General features: G+C 29.6%; 15 protein-coding genes. 1 reads left to right on the forward strand and 14 read right to left on the reverse strand.

The genetic code is table 11. The features are described from left to right. Nucleotides 1–19: 19 nt before the first annotated feature. The 14 genes from F594_RS0100150 to F594_RS0100220 form a co-directional block, all read right to left on the reverse strand. Nucleotides 20–748: an amino acid ABC transporter ATP-binding protein gene (locus tag F594_RS0100150; RefSeq protein ID WP_019034121.1), complete on the reverse strand. Its 729-nt coding sequence runs from the start codon at nucleotides 746–748 to the stop codon at nucleotides 20–22. 1 nt (nucleotide 749) lies between these two features. Continuing rightward, nucleotides 750–1,472 carry an amino acid ABC transporter permease gene (locus tag F594_RS0100155; protein ID WP_004823819.1) on the reverse strand — a complete coding sequence of 241 codons (723 nt, stop codon included), beginning with the start codon at nucleotides 1,470–1,472 and terminating at the stop codon, nucleotides 750–752. Between the two features lie 8 nt (nucleotides 1,473–1,480). Further along, complete coding sequence (locus F594_RS0100160; RefSeq protein WP_019034122.1) at nucleotides 1,481–2,305, reverse strand: transporter substrate-binding domain-containing protein; 825 nt, start codon at nucleotides 2,303–2,305, stop codon at nucleotides 1,481–1,483. A gap of 330 nt (nucleotides 2,306–2,635) precedes the next feature. Continuing rightward, on the reverse strand, nucleotides 2,636–4,078 hold the full coding sequence (locus tag F594_RS0100170; RefSeq protein ID WP_019034123.1) for a helicase HerA-like domain-containing protein: 1,443 nt from the start codon (nucleotides 4,076–4,078) through the stop codon (nucleotides 2,636–2,638). Further along, the gene (locus tag F594_RS0100175; protein WP_019034124.1) at nucleotides 4,078–4,746 is read right to left on the reverse strand and encodes a uracil-DNA glycosylase; all 669 of its coding nucleotides are present in this window, start codon (nucleotides 4,744–4,746) and stop codon (nucleotides 4,078–4,080) included. The genes F594_RS0100170 and F594_RS0100175 overlap by 1 nt, the downstream gene beginning before the upstream one ends. Nucleotides 4,747–4,756: 10 nt before the next feature. After that, nucleotides 4,757–6,121 carry an NAD-binding protein gene (locus F594_RS0100180; protein WP_019034125.1) on the reverse strand — a complete coding sequence of 455 codons (1,365 nt, stop codon included), beginning with the start codon at nucleotides 6,119–6,121 and terminating at the stop codon, nucleotides 4,757–4,759. Beyond that, a complete protein-coding gene (locus F594_RS0100185) occupies nucleotides 6,118–7,569 on the reverse strand; it encodes a TrkH family potassium uptake protein (RefSeq protein WP_019034126.1) in 1,452 nt (483 codons plus the stop codon). Before F594_RS0100185 ends, F594_RS0100180 begins: the two co-directional genes overlap by 4 nt. A 13-nt stretch (nucleotides 7,570–7,582) precedes the next feature. Then, nucleotides 7,583–8,965 (reverse strand): Trk system potassium transporter TrkA, encoded by a 1,383-nt coding sequence (gene trkA, locus F594_RS0100190; RefSeq protein ID WP_004823842.1) that lies wholly within the window; start codon nucleotides 8,963–8,965, stop codon nucleotides 7,583–7,585. Nucleotides 8,966–8,970: 5 nt separating this feature from the next. Further along, nucleotides 8,971–10,110: a cation diffusion facilitator family transporter gene (locus F594_RS0100195; RefSeq protein ID WP_019034128.1), complete on the reverse strand. Its 1,140-nt coding sequence runs from the start codon at nucleotides 10,108–10,110 to the stop codon at nucleotides 8,971–8,973. 156 nt (nucleotides 10,111–10,266) lie between these two features. Next, complete coding sequence (locus F594_RS0100200) at nucleotides 10,267–11,514, reverse strand: AI-2E family transporter (protein WP_019034129.1); 1,248 nt, start codon at nucleotides 11,512–11,514, stop codon at nucleotides 10,267–10,269. After that, nucleotides 11,511–12,143, reverse strand: coding sequence for an HAD family hydrolase (locus tag F594_RS0100205; protein ID WP_019034130.1), 633 nt, complete (start codon nucleotides 12,141–12,143; stop codon nucleotides 11,511–11,513). The genes F594_RS0100200 and F594_RS0100205 overlap by 4 nt, the downstream gene beginning before the upstream one ends. Next, nucleotides 12,110–12,946: a hypothetical protein gene (locus tag F594_RS0100210; protein ID WP_019034131.1), complete on the reverse strand. Its 837-nt coding sequence runs from the start codon at nucleotides 12,944–12,946 to the stop codon at nucleotides 12,110–12,112. Before F594_RS0100210 ends, F594_RS0100205 begins: the two co-directional genes overlap by 34 nt. A gap of 3 nt (nucleotides 12,947–12,949) precedes the next feature. After that, complete coding sequence (locus F594_RS0100215) at nucleotides 12,950–13,816, reverse strand: radical SAM protein (protein ID WP_004823833.1); 867 nt, start codon at nucleotides 13,814–13,816, stop codon at nucleotides 12,950–12,952. 53 nt (nucleotides 13,817–13,869) lie between these two features. Next, nucleotides 13,870–15,324 carry a nicotinate phosphoribosyltransferase gene (locus F594_RS0100220; protein WP_019034132.1) on the reverse strand — a complete coding sequence of 485 codons (1,455 nt, stop codon included), beginning with the start codon at nucleotides 15,322–15,324 and terminating at the stop codon, nucleotides 13,870–13,872. A gap of 163 nt (nucleotides 15,325–15,487) precedes the next feature. Between F594_RS0100220 and F594_RS0100225 the strand changes: the two genes are divergently transcribed. Next, nucleotides 15,488–16,321 (forward strand): tRNA 2-thiocytidine biosynthesis protein TtcA, encoded by an 834-nt coding sequence (locus F594_RS0100225; protein WP_019034133.1) that lies wholly within the window; start codon nucleotides 15,488–15,490, stop codon nucleotides 16,319–16,321. The last annotated feature ends 65 nt before the right edge of the window (nucleotides 16,322–16,386 follow it).

The following is a 16,386-nucleotide window of genomic DNA, read 5'->3' on the forward strand; positions in this document are numbered from 1 at the left end:
TATAATTCAATTAGAATTTTTACAAGATTCTTTTCAAAAATTCTTTTGTTCTATCTTCTTTTGGATTATTAAATATTTCTTGCGGGGAGCCTTCTTCTGCTATTATACCCTTATCTACAAATATAACTTTAGATGAAACATCTCTTGCAAATTCCATTTCATGGGTTACAACAATCATTGTTCTTCCTTCTTTTGCAAGCTCTACCATAATGTTTAAAACTTCTTCAACCATTTCTGGATCAAGAGCTGATGTGGGTTCGTCAAATAACATTATATCAGGATTCATTGTCAAGGCTCTAGCAATTGCAACTCTTTGCTTTTGACCTCCAGATAAGTGAGATGGACGAGCTTTTACATAAGCAGCCATTCCTACTTTTGAAAGATTTTTTATAGCCTCTTCTTCTGCTTCTTTTTTTGATATTTTAAGAACTTTTGTAGGAGCAAGAGTGCAGTTATCTAATACATTTAAATTATTGTATAGATTAAAATTTTGAAAAACCATTGCCATCTTAGACCTGATTTTTTTCAAATCACAGTCCTTATCCATGATATTTTTTCCTTCAAAATATATATTCCCTTCGCTTGCTTCTTCAAGCCTATTTATACATCTTAAAAATGTGGACTTGCCACTTCCTGACTTGCCTATTATAGAAATTACATCTCCCTTATTTACATTAAGGGAAATTCCCTTTAAGACTTCATTTGTCCCAAATTTCTTTCTTAAGTTTTCAATTCTTAATATTTCCATTTTACACCTGTTGTTGATTTCCCATTTTTAACTCAAAAGATACAGGACCTTCTAATCTTTTTTCTATTTGCCTCAAAATTTCTGTAATTACTGTAGTTAGCAGTAAATAAATAATTAAAATTATAAAGTAAGTTTCAAAGTATGAATAAGATTGACCTGCTACAGTTTTTGCAGCAAAGAATAATTCTCCAACTCCAATTACATTTAATACCGATGTATCTTTTATATTTATTACAAATTCATTTCCAGTTGCAGGCAAGATATTTCTCAAAGTTTGCGGTCCTATTACATATAGCATTGTTTGTATATGACTAAGTCCTGATGCTCTTGAGGCTTCCCATTGTCCCTTATCTATCGATATAATTCCTCCACGTACAACCTCAGACATATAAGCTCCAGTATTTACAGAAACTATTATATAAGCTGTGAGTATCTTATCTACATCTACTCCCAAGAACAAGGGAAATCCGTAAAATAAAAGTGATGCTTGAACCATCATTGGTGTTCCTCTAAAAAGAGTAATATATGCCGAAATTAATAAATTAACGACTTTTTGTAAAAATCCTCCAAAACCATTTTTCTTTGGCAGAGTTCTTATTGTTCCAGTGATAAGTCCTATAATAAGTCCAAAAATTGTAGCTACAATTGATATTTTTAAAGTATTTAAAGTGCCATTAAAAAATAAGGGCTTGTATCTAGTAAAAAGTTCTAATACTTTTGTCATAATTCACCTTAATTATTAGCTGGTTGATTCTTAACTGCAGTATTCATTATTTCTTGTCTTTCATCTTCACTAATATTTGAGAATACTTTGTTACAAGCATCTAATAATTCTTTATTGCCAATTTTAACTGCTGCAGACACAAGGTTTGAATTATCTTTAACTGTAAATCCTTGACCTTCTGGGAAATTTACTGAAACTAAATCTTTGGTTGCAGATTCTACTGACTTTGCTTCAGGCACTTCAGCAACATATCCATCAATAACTCCTGATTGTAAAGCAACTCTAAGTTCAGGGAAAGAACTTTGTGCTTCTTCTTTTATAACTCCATCTATTTGATCGATAATATCGTAGTGAACTGTATTTAGTTGAGCAGAAATTTTTGCACCCTTAAAATCATTTAATGATTTTGCATTTTCATATTTAGAACCTCTTTTTACTATCATTACATATTGACTTTGCCAATATGGTTCAGTAAATTGAACTTCTTTTGCTCTATCTGGTGTAGGGCTCATCCCTGCCATAATTAAATCAATCTTTCCTGCTTGTAAAGCTGGTGGAAGACCATCCCATTCTGTTTTCACGATTACCAATTTTTTTCCTAAAGCTTGTGCAACTTTTTGTGCCATCATAACATCATAGCCACCTGCATATTCATTTGCTCCATCAATTTGTGCCCCATTATTTTTATCATCAAGTTGAGTCCAGTTAAATGGTGCATAACCACATTCCATTCCTACTTTAAGAACATTTTCATCTTCTTTTTTATCTTTACCACACGCCACCAATGTCAGAACTAATGATAAAGCTACTAATAATTTTAAAATTTTTCTCATGATTTTTTCCTCCTAAAATAAAAAAATCTTCCATCCCTATGGGACGAAAGTTTCGTGGTACCACCCAATTTTGCATAAAGCCTCATTGTGAGCTTTGTAACGTAAGCCAAACGATTAAGCTCCAAGCCTTTATTCCCTAAAATTCCAACTATGCAACCTCTCACCTTATGTGCACTCTCTAAAATCTTCCTTAAAGGTACTCCTCTCTTCAAAGCTTTTTAACATTATAATCATATAAAATAAAAAAAACAAGTCTTTTTTATAAAAACTTTTTATTTAAAAACATTTTATAAAAAATAGCCTTAAATTAAGGCTATAGTTTTTAATGAGCTATTTCTTTCTAAGAGAACCTAAAATTCCTCTTGCTATCTCTCTTCCTATAGTCCTTGTAATGGTACCTAGCATGGAATCTATGCCCTTATTTATATATCTCATTTCAATCTGTCTATTTTTTTCTTCTTCTGACTTAGCTTTTAGTTTCTTCTCCTCGTCCTCTTTTTTGAGCAATTTTTCTTGTAAAATTTCATAAGCAGATGTCCTATCAATAGTTTCTTGATATTTTCTATATAGATTAGAATTTTCTAAAAGAGAATCTATTTCCCCTTCTGTTAGGACATCAAAAGATGAGTGTAAGGGTCTAATAATAACCTCTTCAACAGGTTTTGGTATTCCATTCTCATCAAGGCTAGAAATTATTGCAACTCCCGTACCAAGACTTGTTAAAGTATCCATAGTATTAAAATCTTTGTTTTCTCTTAAAGACAAACTAATTTCTTTAAGATTTTTTAATTCTTTTGGTGAAAATGCCCTAAGTTGATGGATAATTTTTGTTGAAAGCTGTGAAGAAACTGCTTGGTCAATATCTAAAGGATTTTGGCTTATAAAGAAAATACCCACACCCTTAGAACGAATAAGTTTTACAACTTTTGTAAGCTTTTCAAGTAAAACTTTAGAAATATCGTCAAATAAAAGATGTGCTTCGTCAAAGAAAAATACAGCCTTGGGAATTTCTGGATTGCCAACTTCATCTAATATTTGAAAAAGTTCTGTAAATAAATAAATCAAAAATATTGAATATAATTTTGGTGAATTTATAAGTTTTTTTGAATTTAAGATATTTACAAAACCGTAACCCCTTGAATCTTTTTGCAGAAAATCCATTACATCAATAGAGGGCTCTCCAAAAAAATTATCTGCCCCTTCTTCTTCTAAGACTAATAATTTTCTTCTTATGGCAGAAATACTTGCAGAAGAAATATTCCCATATTTTGCAGAAATATCCTTAGCGTTTTCAGTTAAAAATCCCAGCATAGAGTTTAAATCTTTAAAATCTAAAAGTAAAAGTCCATTTTCGTCAGCTAGCTTAAATAAAATATTTAAAACTCCTTCTTGGACTTCATTTAATTCTAAAATTTGTGACAGAAGTAGTGGTCCAAGTTCTGAAATTGATATTCTTAAATTAATTCCATTTTCTTGATATATATCCCATAAATTTACAGGATAAGATGAATATTCGAAATTTTCTTGTCCAATAGCAATAAGCCTCTTTTTTATATTTTCATTTTCCCTTCCTTCTTTACAAAGATTAGTTAAATCACCCTTAACATCTGAAACAAATGTAGGTACTCCAATTTTAGATAATTCTTCAATTAATACCTTTACAGTCACAGTTTTTCCGCTTCCAGTTGCTCCGGCTATGATTCCATGCTGATTTAATTTATCTGAAGATATTGTGAATTTATCTTTTCCTTTTCCTATATATAATTCTGCCATTATTTTACCTCCCAGCTTGGTGAATCAATTCCTCTTTCCATTAAAAATTTATTTGCTCTTGAAAATGGCTTTGAGCCAAAAAATCCCCTATGTGCTGAAAGAGGTGATGGATGTGGTCCTTCAATAACAAGATGATTTTTATTTTTTATTAATTTCTTCTTACTTCTTGCATGAGCTCCCCATAGGATAAAAACTACAGGTTCCTTTTTTTCATCAATAATTTCAATTACCCTGTCTGTAAAAATTTCCCAACCAATTTTTGAATGACTCATAGGGGCATTTTTTCTAACTGTTAATGTTGTGTTTAAAAGCATTATTCCTTCTTGTGTCCATGATTTTAGATAACCATCCTTAAAAGGTCCTATTCCTAAATCGTCATGAAGCTCCTTATAAATATTTACAAGAGATGGAGGAACTTTTATACCTTTATTAACAGAAAAGGCGAGTCCGTGAGCTTGATTTGGATTGTGATAGGGGTCTTGACCTAAAATTAACACTTTCAAATCTTTATATGAAGTATAGTTAAAGGCATTAAAAATATCACTTGCCTTGGGATATATTTGATAATTTTTGTATTCATTTATCAGTAGCTCTCTTAAGTTTTTGTAATAATCTTTTTGAAATTCATCTTTTAAAAGCTCTTGCCAATCATTTTTTAAAAAATCCATATAAATTCTCCTACTTAAATAAAGACGAAAGATAATTTTTCTTTTTTGTATCTATGAAATTTTTTAATTCTTCTTTTTTATCATCTGTACAAAAAACTACAAGCTTATCATTTTTTTCTATAATAGTTTCTCCCCTAGGAATTATAGCCAAACCATCACTTCTTATTATTCCACCAATTATAATTCCCTTAGGAATATTCATCTCTTTAATTTTTTTGTTTATGTGAGGGAATTTTTCGCTCGTTGAGATTTCAAAAACTTGAGCCTTACCTGCAAACATAAAGTTAACAGAAATTTTTGAACCTTGTGAAACTTTGTTGACAATTTCATTTGCCATTACTGTAAAAGGTTCAACATGGCTATACATATTTAAGGGGTCTAAAATTTTTGAATAAATATTTGTGTTTAAAGAGATTATTGTCCTTTCTATGCGCAAGCTTTTTGCCATGAGTCCTAAAACTATATTTAACTCATCATTATCTGTCATAGAAATAAAAATACTATCTTCTCTTATATTTTCCTCATTTAATAAATTTTCATCCCTATAAGGTCTATTTACTACAAAAGCTTTTGGTATTTTGTCCCTAAAAAGCCTAACTTTTTTGCTGTCTTCTTCTATAATTTTTAAATTGATGTCTTCAATTTCACTAATCATTGTATTGGTTATGAGATTTCCACCAATTATTGTTACATCTCTTGATTTTCTAGTAGATTTTATTAGAAAATGCTCCATCTTAAAATTGGAAATATCTTTAGAAAGACCCATGAGATACAAATAATCTCCCTTTTGTAAAATTGTCTGACCATTGGGTGTAAAAAATTTGCCATCTCTTAAAATAGCAACAACTAAAATTGTTGCCAAAGAGCCGATGTCCTTTAGAGCTATATTATCAAATTCCCCGTCTGTATCAACTAAATGACCTGCTACTTCTATTTTCCCCTTGCCAAAATAATCTGCCGTGTAATATGATGAATTTCCGATTATGTTTTTAATAAATTTTCCAACTTCATATTCGGGATTTACAATCTCATATATATTAAGAGATTTTTTAAGATATTCTATTTCATCTAAAGAATCAACAATATTAAGTCTAATTATCGTCTTAGTAGATAAATTTTTTGTTAATGAGGCAATTAAGATATTTGTCCTATCCTTATTGGTAACTGCCAAAACATATTCAAATGACGAAAAATCTATTTCATTTAATATGTCCCCGTCTAATATATCCTTGTTAATGTATGAAACATTAGACTTCTTTAATGAAGGGAGATTTCCTGAATCCTTATCTATAACTAAAATTTCAGCATCTTCGTAAGAAAGCACATCTACAAGCTCGCTACCTACACGTCCTGCTCCTATTATCAATATTTTCATTTCAATACCTTCTCTTTAAAATATCTTTTTCTTGAGAAAATTGCAAGAACTGTGAAAAATTCAAGCCTTCCTAAGAGCATTAAAAAAGCAAAATAAATTTTAAAGAAATCATTGAAGTAATAAAAGTTTTTAGTAGGACCAACGGATGCAAAACCTGGTCCAACATTAGATAACATTGTTACAACTGAAGACATTGAAGTTATTAGGTCCTCTCCTGACAAAGTAATAAGACCTACTGAAAAAACAAAAACAATCATATAAATTCCAAAAAATCCATTTATGCCTTGAACCAATTCTTCACTTAAAATTCTGCCATTTAAAGAAATTGGAAGTATTGCCCTAGGATGTATAACTCTTTTTATTTCTCTTTTTATTGACTTAAATAAAACGACAATTCTTATGACCTTAAGACCTCCTGCAGTTGAACCTGCACAAGAACCTATAAACATAAGTACAAATAATATATATTTTGAAAATGAAGGCCACAAGTCATAATCTGTAGATACAAAACCTGAAGTAGACTCAATTGATGTCACTTGAAATGTTGCATCTCTAAAACTTTTAAAGGGACTTGCGACTCCTTTTAAATATAAATCTATACTGATAAGTAAAATTGCTGCTATAGTTATGAATAAATATAATCTCAATTCTTCATTTTTAATAATTTCATTAAATCGTCTTCTGTAAAGAGAATAATATATTGAAAAATTATTTCCACAAACAATCATAAAAAAGGACATAGTAAATATAATCGGTGTTGAATATCCCATAATAGATGTGTTTTTAGAAGAAAAACCTCCAGTACCTACAACACCTAGGGTATGTACCAAGGCATCAAAAACATCCATGCCAAAAAATTTAAGACATAGAAAAAGTAAAATAGTTATAACAACATAAATAATATATAATTTTTTAGCTGTGTCTGAAGTTTTCGCCTCAATTTTTCCCTTTACAGGTCCAGGAGATTCTCTTTTAAAAATTTGAAAACCACCAACACCAAGTTTAGGTAGAAGAGATACTGTAAAAACTAAAATCCCCATCCCACCAATCCAGTGAGTTATACTTCTCCACAATACAACAGATTTTGGAAAAGATTCAATATTATTTATTACACTAGCACCTGTTGTAGTAAAACCTGAAACTATTTCAAAAAAAGCATCTGGAAAAGACATATTCATATCAATAATTAATGGTAAAGATCCAAAAATTGAAACAAGTATCCAAGCATAAGTTACAATTACAAGGCCATCTGCCGGTGCAAGTGTCCTATGTTTAGTTTCTATAAATCTTGTTAAAGCACCAACTATAATCAGAAGAATTATTGTGATTATAAAACCTATCGATGAGCCATCTTGCATATAAAGTGATATAGCTAAAGAAGGAATCATAAAAAAGGATTCAATTAACAAAATTATACCTAAAATTTTAACAATTAAAGAGCGATTCATTTTAACCTCTATATCAATTCTTAGTTAGTTTATTATATATTCCATCAATAATTTTTGTACGTTTAAATAAATTTTTCATATTACTTATCTCATTTTTTGTTGCAAAAACTACTGCCTTGTCACCATCTTCAAGAACAGTATCGCCATTTGGCACAATAGTTTCTTCACCTCTAATCAAGGCTATGAAAAGTATACCCTTGGGTAAGGCTAAATCTTTAAGTGACTGCCCACAAATGGCAAGTTTCTTTTTTAAAATAAATTCATTACATTCAACTTGTGCGTTTAAAAGAAGGCTGACTGCTTGGGAGTCATTACCCCTAATAACCTTTAAAATTTCTGAGGCTGTAATATAAGACTTATTGAAAACAGCATCAATATTTAGCTTATCAATAATACCGTCATAATTTGTCCTGGAAATTTTTGCAACAGATTTATAAATTCCTGCTCTTTTAACTACAAGGCTCATAAGTAAATTTGCTTCGTCAATGCCTGTTGCTGCAACATAGGCATCAAAAGTATGAAACATTTCTTCTTCTAATAAATTTATATCTGTTCCATCTCCATTTATTACTTCAACACCAGGAAGTTTCTCTTTAATGTTTACACACTTATCCCTATTAAGTTCTATAACTGTAACATCTATTTTTTCATTGACAAGAAGGCTTGCAAGGTAAAATCCAACCTTACCTCCCCCTAGTATCATAACTTTTCTGACTGTTTTTTCTTTAGATATGCCAGAGTATTTTTTATCAAAAGCTTCAATATCCTCAGTGATTCCAGAAAGAAGTATAACATCATCAGCTTTTAATTCCGTCATACCATTAGGTACTATGGCTTTCCCATCTCTAGAAATAGCAGCTACAATTAACTTATCAAAAGTATTTAAGTCTATAAGTTTTTTACCAATAAATTCCGGATCCTGACCAATATTAAACTCTACAAGCCTTATTTTTCCACCCGCAACTTCATTAGCATATAGTTGATATTTTTTTAATAAATATTTATCTATAACTTTTGCAGTAGCATATTCAGGATTTATTATATAATCAATGTCTAACTCATCAGACATAAATTTCAAATATTTTCTGTACTCAGGGTCACGAACTCTTGCAATAGAATATTTAGCCCCTAATTTTTTAGAAATGGAGCATAAAATTACATTAGCTTCGTCATTAGTTGTTGTAGAAATTACTATATCAAAAGTAGATATGTCTAGTTCCATTAACACCCCGAAATCTAGAGCATTTGCACAAACTGAAAATACATCCAACACGTTTGAAACGTTTTCTATTACATCCTCATTGTTATCTATAACGCAAATTTCATAACCTTCATCGAGTAGGGCACCGGCAAGTTTAAAGCCAAGTTTACCTACTCCAACAATCAATGCCTTCATAATAATCAAAAAACTGCTAGTAATCTGATCACAAAATTATAATCAGGAAATTCTTCTTTCAAAGATTTTACAACAGTTTCTTTAAGCTCCTCCTTTGCATTTTCATCTTTTATTATTCTTCCGTTAAAATCCAACTCAATATGGAAAGTATCACCATCATTTACTATATCATATACAGAATAAAGATTTAAGTTTTCTCTTATTATTATATGGAGTTTTTTCCTTATCTGTTCAATTAATTTACTTGCTGAGCCATGAGGATCAGTATGAATTATTAGCTTAATATTTAAAAGTTTTGAAACTTCTCTTTCTACCTTATCTACAATATTGTGCGCTTCTTCTAGGCTTAAGTTGTAGGCTATTTCAGCATCAAGTATAACTATGATATTTTCCGGTCCAAAATCAGTTACAATAATGGAATGAACATTAGATATTCCTTCATAAGATGAAACCTTAGAAATAATCTCTTGTCTTAATTCTTCACTTAGACCCTTACCGATTAAAATAGAAATTGTCTGATTAATTAGTTCTATTGCCGTATATATTATAAATAGTGCAACTAAAAGACCTATATAGCTATCTATTTTAAGTCCGGTAAATTTTTGAATTATTACACCAATTAAAACTACAGAAGTTATAAGACAATCTGATAAAGAATCCTTGCTTTGCGCTTTCAAAGCTAAAGAATTAAGAAGTTTAGATTTTTTTAAATAAAAACCTGACTGCCAAATTTTTACAAGTAAAGATAAAAATAAAAGTACCAAAGTATAAAACGGATAGTTTAAGGCTTGGGGATGGATTATCTTCTTAAAAGAAAAGTAAACAAAATTCCCCCCTACAACTAAAACCATGCCTGAAATAACAAGTGTTATTAAATACTCTATACGTCCATGTCCATAGGGGTGCGATTTGTCATTGGGTTTTTGAGCAAATTTTACACCCATTATTGAAATAATAGATGATGAACAGTCGCTAAGATTATTTAAAGCTTCGGATAAAATAGACATTGAACCGGTAAAAAAATACATTAAAACTTTAGTCATAAATAAAAATAAGTTACTTAATAATCCTAATACAGAAGTCTTTGTAAGTTCATTTACCCTATTTATTTTTCCTATATTTTTTTTATATTTATTATCAGTCATAAACCACCTTTTTATAATTATTGTAGCAGAAGAAAACTAGATTTAATAGATTTTTATTATCAATTTCCTTTCAAAAGTAAAAAATCACTATAGTTATAGTGATTTAATATTAAATAGATTTTTTCTTAAAATTATGTTAACTTTTGACAAATTATTTTATACCTTTCGCATTCTTAAATCAATATCTTTTTTATCAATCTTATATTTGGTATATTCGCCAATAAGGGTGTATATAGTTGAAGTTAAAGGTATGAAAACCCACATTCCTACAACTCCAAAAAGGCTACCACCAACAGTAATTGCAATTAGTGTCCAAAGGGCTGGTAAACCAACGGCACCACCGACAAGCTTTGGATAAATTAAATTTGATTCAACTTGCTGCATAATGAAAATAAAAATTACAAATATTATAGCCTTTGAAAAATCATCAATTACAATCAAAACAAATCCCATAAAGCCACCGATAAATGGTCCAATAATAGGAACAAGGTTTGTAACTCCTGCAAGAACTCCTAGAGTTGTAGCATTCGGCATTTTTGCCAAAAAAGAAAATATAAATACAATTATTCCCAGAACAGTTGAATCAATGATTTGTCCCCTGATAAATCCTTCAAAATTTTGATGTAAAAGTTTAAATACATGAAATATTTTTCCTGAGGTTTTTTTGGAGAAAATTGAATAAACTATTCTTTTTGATTGATATTCCAAGTGTTCCTTATCTGATAAAATGTAGATTGCCGTTATAAGGGCAAGAACAAAATTAACTATACCACCTAAGATATTTGTAGCCGTCGAATAAGCTCTTTGAAAAGCCGTGCTTATTGAAGAATTATCTCCTTGGTTTTTAACAAATTCTCTAATTTGATCAAAAATCTTTGAAACAGACAAATGATCATATATTTTTTGCATCTTATCTGAATACTCATCTATAAAAGCTATATTTCTACTTTTATCTATAGCCTTTTGAATTAAAGGCGGTAGAGCAGTTTGCAGTTTTGATATAGATGATATAAATTGAGGTACAACTATTCTTAAAATTATAAAAATTATTAAAAATATTACAAAAATTGAAACTAATATTGAAATTTTTCTTTTGTGTTTTTGAAATCTAGCACTTTTTATCTTATTAAATAATTTTTCTTCAAAGAAATTTAGTACAATTTTTATCATAAATGCGAGAACTCCACCAAGTATAAAGGGAAACATTATACTTAGTAAAGTTACAAAAATTTTTGAAATTCCTTTTTGATTTAAAAATAAGTAACATACTGTAGAAAAACCTAAAAGCACAAGAAAAATATTTCTATATACATCATTGGAAAAACTTATTTTTCCCTCAGATAAGTGTAGTTTTTCTTCTTCAATTTCTAAATCTTTATCTTTATCATCCTTATTAATTTTCATTTTATTTGCTCCAACTTATCCCTTATAAAATCTACATTTATTTCTTTATTCTCACTAAAATCATAATATATATTATTAAGAAGCAATTCACTTGCAACTTTTATATCTTCCATATCAGAGGAAATAAAAACAATCTCATCCTTTGTTTTTAAATTCTTAACAAGAGTCTCCAAAATATGGTATTTTTCATTATTTTCTCTATCTTTTTCTTTTCCGCCAACAAGCTCAAAATCTTTAAGAATATCCTTTTTTCTCAAAATTTGTCTGGCTTGAAGACTATAAAGCTCGGTAAATACAGAAATATCATAATCTTTTTTTAAATCATTTAAAAGTTCTAAAGCACCTTTATAATATTCATTTTCATATTTACCAATCCTGTTGAAATAATCTCCATACCACTTGAAAAAAACCTTAGCCTCAATTTCTTTAATATTATAAACTTCCATAGCACTCTTAATTATAGATGGAGAACAAAACTTTTCTAGATCAATTTCATCTAGTGGCTTATAGTCCATCACTGAACCAGCAATTTGTGCAGCTTTTTTCATGCCCATTGAGCAGTCAATGAGAAATTTTTCCAAACTTAGTATTAATTTCATTCTTTTAACAACTTTAAATATTCTTGCCAAAATTTAATATTTACTTTAGCTAAATTTTCCATGGAAGTTTTTGTAAATTCTTTGGCAAAATCAAACTGTAATTTTAAAAATTTTGAGCAAACTAGGGGAAGACTTTCCATATTTATATCAGAAGCTCTCAATGGAAGTAAGCTTTTTTCTTCCTTCTCTTCCTTTGGATTCATCTCAAAAATTAAGTCAAAATTTTTTTCCTCATGCTTTTCTTTTTCTGGAGTTTTATGGTTCTTATAGTTTATTTTAATATTTTCCCTGTCTTTATATATAGCAACTTGCCCACTTTTTCTTAAAGCTGGTGGGAAATTTCCTCTATTGGTATTTTCATAACCTACATCTAAGGCAGCCCTATTATTTTTTATAGTTATAAGTCCGCTGTCCACATAAGATGAATAGTCGTAAGATTTATCATAAATTTTCTTACTTTCACTAAATATATACTCATCATTAATACCGATAAGTTTTGAACCCCTTGTTACTTTTTTAAGTTTTTGTGGGACTTCTTCATAAGAAACTTTTTTAATATCTAAAGAAACTTCCAAAGCTTCATTATAAAAAACATTACTTTTAATTTTGCCAAGGGCATACTCTTCTTTTGCCCTTAGCCAAACAAAATCACCCACATCTAATTTCAAAAAATTATTGACAAGGCTTTTATATTTCTTGTTTTTTTCTTCTAGCAAAAATTCATCTAAATCTTTTTTGCTTGAAATATTTTTATCTTCAAGAATAAAAAGTCTATTTGTGTTTATAAAATTATCAAATTTTTCTAAATCTAAGTTAAATCTGTAAACTTTCATATGTTAAAAACCTCTTAAAACTTCAGGAACAAAATTCTTCTTTTTTAAGGTTTTGTCTATAGCTTCAATTAGTCCCTTTTTATCTTCGTTCAATGTACCAGCTAATAATACATAATTAGAGGCATGATTGGACCTAAAAATTGTTCCTTCTGAGTCCACATTTTCTAAAAATATTTTCATTTCTTGTAAAATCTCTTCAGCATTTGGCATATTAAATTTGCCATTTATATAATCGAGATAAAGTGGTGTATTTTTATATATTCTCATAGTAAGATAAGACACATAATCAGGCTTAGTTTCTGAAATAATTTTCGCTGTACCTTTAGCGTTTTGTTCCATAAGTTCTACTCCACCAAGACCAGCTATTATAGTGATTGAAGTTTTAAAACCAACTTCTTTACACTTAGCCATTGCAGATACATAATCCTTATAAGTTAGACCCTTATTTATTTTTCTTAAAATTTCATCATCACCAGATTCAAATCCAATGTATAACATTTCAAGGCCTGCATCCCTAAGAGCCTTAAGTTCTTCTATGGATTTTCTATTTATATCCCCTGCTGTAGCATAAGATGAAACTCTTTCAATATTGGGATAATATTGCTTAATGGTTTTTAAAATCTCCAAAAGATCGCTTGTTTTTAAAACAAGAGCATCACCGTCAGCTAGAAAAATCCTTCTCCAGTAACTTCCATATTGGCTCATTTCTATAAGGTCTTTTTTTATATCTTCTAAGGGTCTAATTATAAAATTATCATCTTTATACATATAACAAAAGCTACATTTATTGTGAGCACATCCAACAGTTGCTTGAATAATTAAAGATCTTGCCTCACTGGGCGGTCTAAAAACATTTCCGTAATATTGCATACTTCCTCTTTTCTAATCAGTCTTATTTCTTTCCTTTTTAAATTTTTTAAAAGCTAGTTTTTGCCATACTTTTTCAGTAATGCATCTCTAGTCTTCCAAAGTTCTTCGGATAAATCCACTATATATTCAGTTGGGTTGTCAATTCTTGAAACTTCATCCCAAAGAGAATCAATTTCAGATTGAGCTTTATTTCTAATTTCATCAAGACTTGGCATCTTGTATACTAACTTACCCTTATCATAAATTTGTACTAACAATTTTTTGCTGTAATAATTATTTAAAGTCTTTCTCTTCCATGTATAAATTGGGTGGAAGATTTCAAGTTTATCTTCAGGCAAAACTTCATCATGCAAAGAAACAACATCTGCAATAGCTTTGTTTGAAGATTTATCATAAAATCTATGAATTTCTTTAAAGCCGGGTATTGTAATTTTTGTTACATTTTCAGAAATTTTAATCTTTGGAATAATTTTACCATCTTTTCCTTCAATTCCTGTCATCTTGTAAACTCCACCAAATACAGGGTCAGACTTTGAAGTGATAAGTCTTTCACCAACACCAAAGGCATCAATCTTGGCACCTTGAACCAATATATTTTTTATAGTAAATTCATCAAGAGAATTTGATGCCATAATTAAAGCGTCTTCGAATCCTGCATCGTCAAGCATCTTTCTAGCTTTTTTAGATAGATAAGCTATATCTCCTGAGTCAATTCTTATGCCCTTTGGTCTAAATCCCTTTGGTAGTACATCTTCATTAAATACCTTAATAGCATTTGGAACACCACTTTTTAAAGTATCATAAGTATCTACAAGCAATAAACAGTTTTGCGGATAAACTTTTGCAAAGGCACGAAACGCTTCTAATTCTGAATCAAACATTTGTACCCAAGAATGAGCCATTGTTCCTAGAGCTGGAACTCCAAAAAGTTTATCGGAAAGTGTGTTAGCAGAACCTATAACTCCCCCTATATAAGCAGCCCTTGCTCCAAGATTTGCTCCAGAATATCCTTGAGCACGTCTTGAACCAAATTCAGAAACAGGTCTTCCGCCAGCAGCCTTTACAATTCTATTAGTCTTTGTAGCAATCATTGATTGGTGGTTAATGGTTAACAAAACCATAGTTTCAAGCATTTGAGCTTGAATGGCAGGTCCCCTAACAATAATTAGAGGTTCTTGCGGAAATGCAACAGAGCCTTCTTCTAATGCCCATACGTCACATTTAAATTCAAACTTTCTAAGATAATCTAAAAATTCTTCTGAAAATATTTTTTTTGTTCTTAAAAATTCAATATCATCTTCTGCAAAATGCAAGTCTTCAAAATACTCAATTAACTGTTCAAGCCCAGCTATAATAGCATATGTACCGTCATCAGGAACGCTTCTGAAAAACATTTCAAAATAAACAATTTTTTCTCCAATGCCTTCTTGAAAATACCCATTAGCCATGGTGAATTCATAAAAATCGGTTAATAGGGTGAAATTTTTTTCAATATTATATTTATTCATTTTTTCCCTTCTTATAAAATTATATTCTCTTTAATTATAACACATTAACAAAAATGGGCAAAAAAATAACTTTTAGCCAGTATTATCTGCAACAATGTCTTAGTAATTTTTATAAAAAATAAGTTAATATTATGATATAATCTATTAAATGGGAAAGTGTAATATGATGGAAAAAGAAAATGAAGTTAAAGAAATTAAAGATATAGAAAAGTCATTAATTAAGACTTACAGAAGAGATATATTTAGAAAATTTATTAAAGCTTGTAAAGAATACGAACTTATACAAGACGGAGATAAAATTGCTGTTGCCATTTCCGGAGGAAAAGACTCCCTAACTCTTGCAAAATTAATGCAAGAACTAAAAAGACATAGGCAGGTGGATTTTTCTCTAGAATTTATAGCAATGGATCCTGGCTATATAAAAGAAAATTCTGATAATCTACTTTATAATTGCAAAAAACTTGGCATACCCGTTAAACTATACAAATCAGATATTTTTGAAGTTGCTGAAAAATTAACAAATGGGGATTCTCCCTGCTATATGTGTGCTAGAATGAGAAGGGGTAATCTTTACTCAAAAGCCAAGGAGCTTGGATGTAATAAACTAGCCTTAGGTCATCATTTTAACGATGTTATTGAAACAATACTATTAAATATAATCTTTGCAGGAGATTATAAAACTATGATGCCAAAATTAAAGGCTAAAAATTTCTCTGATATGGAACTCATAAGACCAATGTATCTTGTTAAGGAAGAAGCTATAATTAGATTCATGAAATCAACAGGTCTTAATCCTCTTGACTGTGCCTGCACAGTAACAAAGAAAAAATCAGGTAACAAAAGATATTATGTTAAAGAACTTGTAAAGAGTCTGCTTAAAGAAAATGAAAATGCTGATATTAACATACTAAGATCTAGCGAAAATGTAAATTTAGGTCAAATTCTAGGCTATAAACATAAAGGACAAAAACATTTATTTACAGAATTTTATGAATAATTTTATATTTTTCAATAAAAAATATATGTTATAAAGCATAGTTAAATTTATCAATACTTAATAAT

Origin of the sequence: Peptoniphilus lacrimalis DSM 7455 (assembly GCF_000378725.1) — a bacterium.
GTDB classification, from domain to species: domain Bacteria; phylum Bacillota; class Clostridia; order Tissierellales; family Peptoniphilaceae; genus Peptoniphilus_A; species Peptoniphilus_A lacrimalis.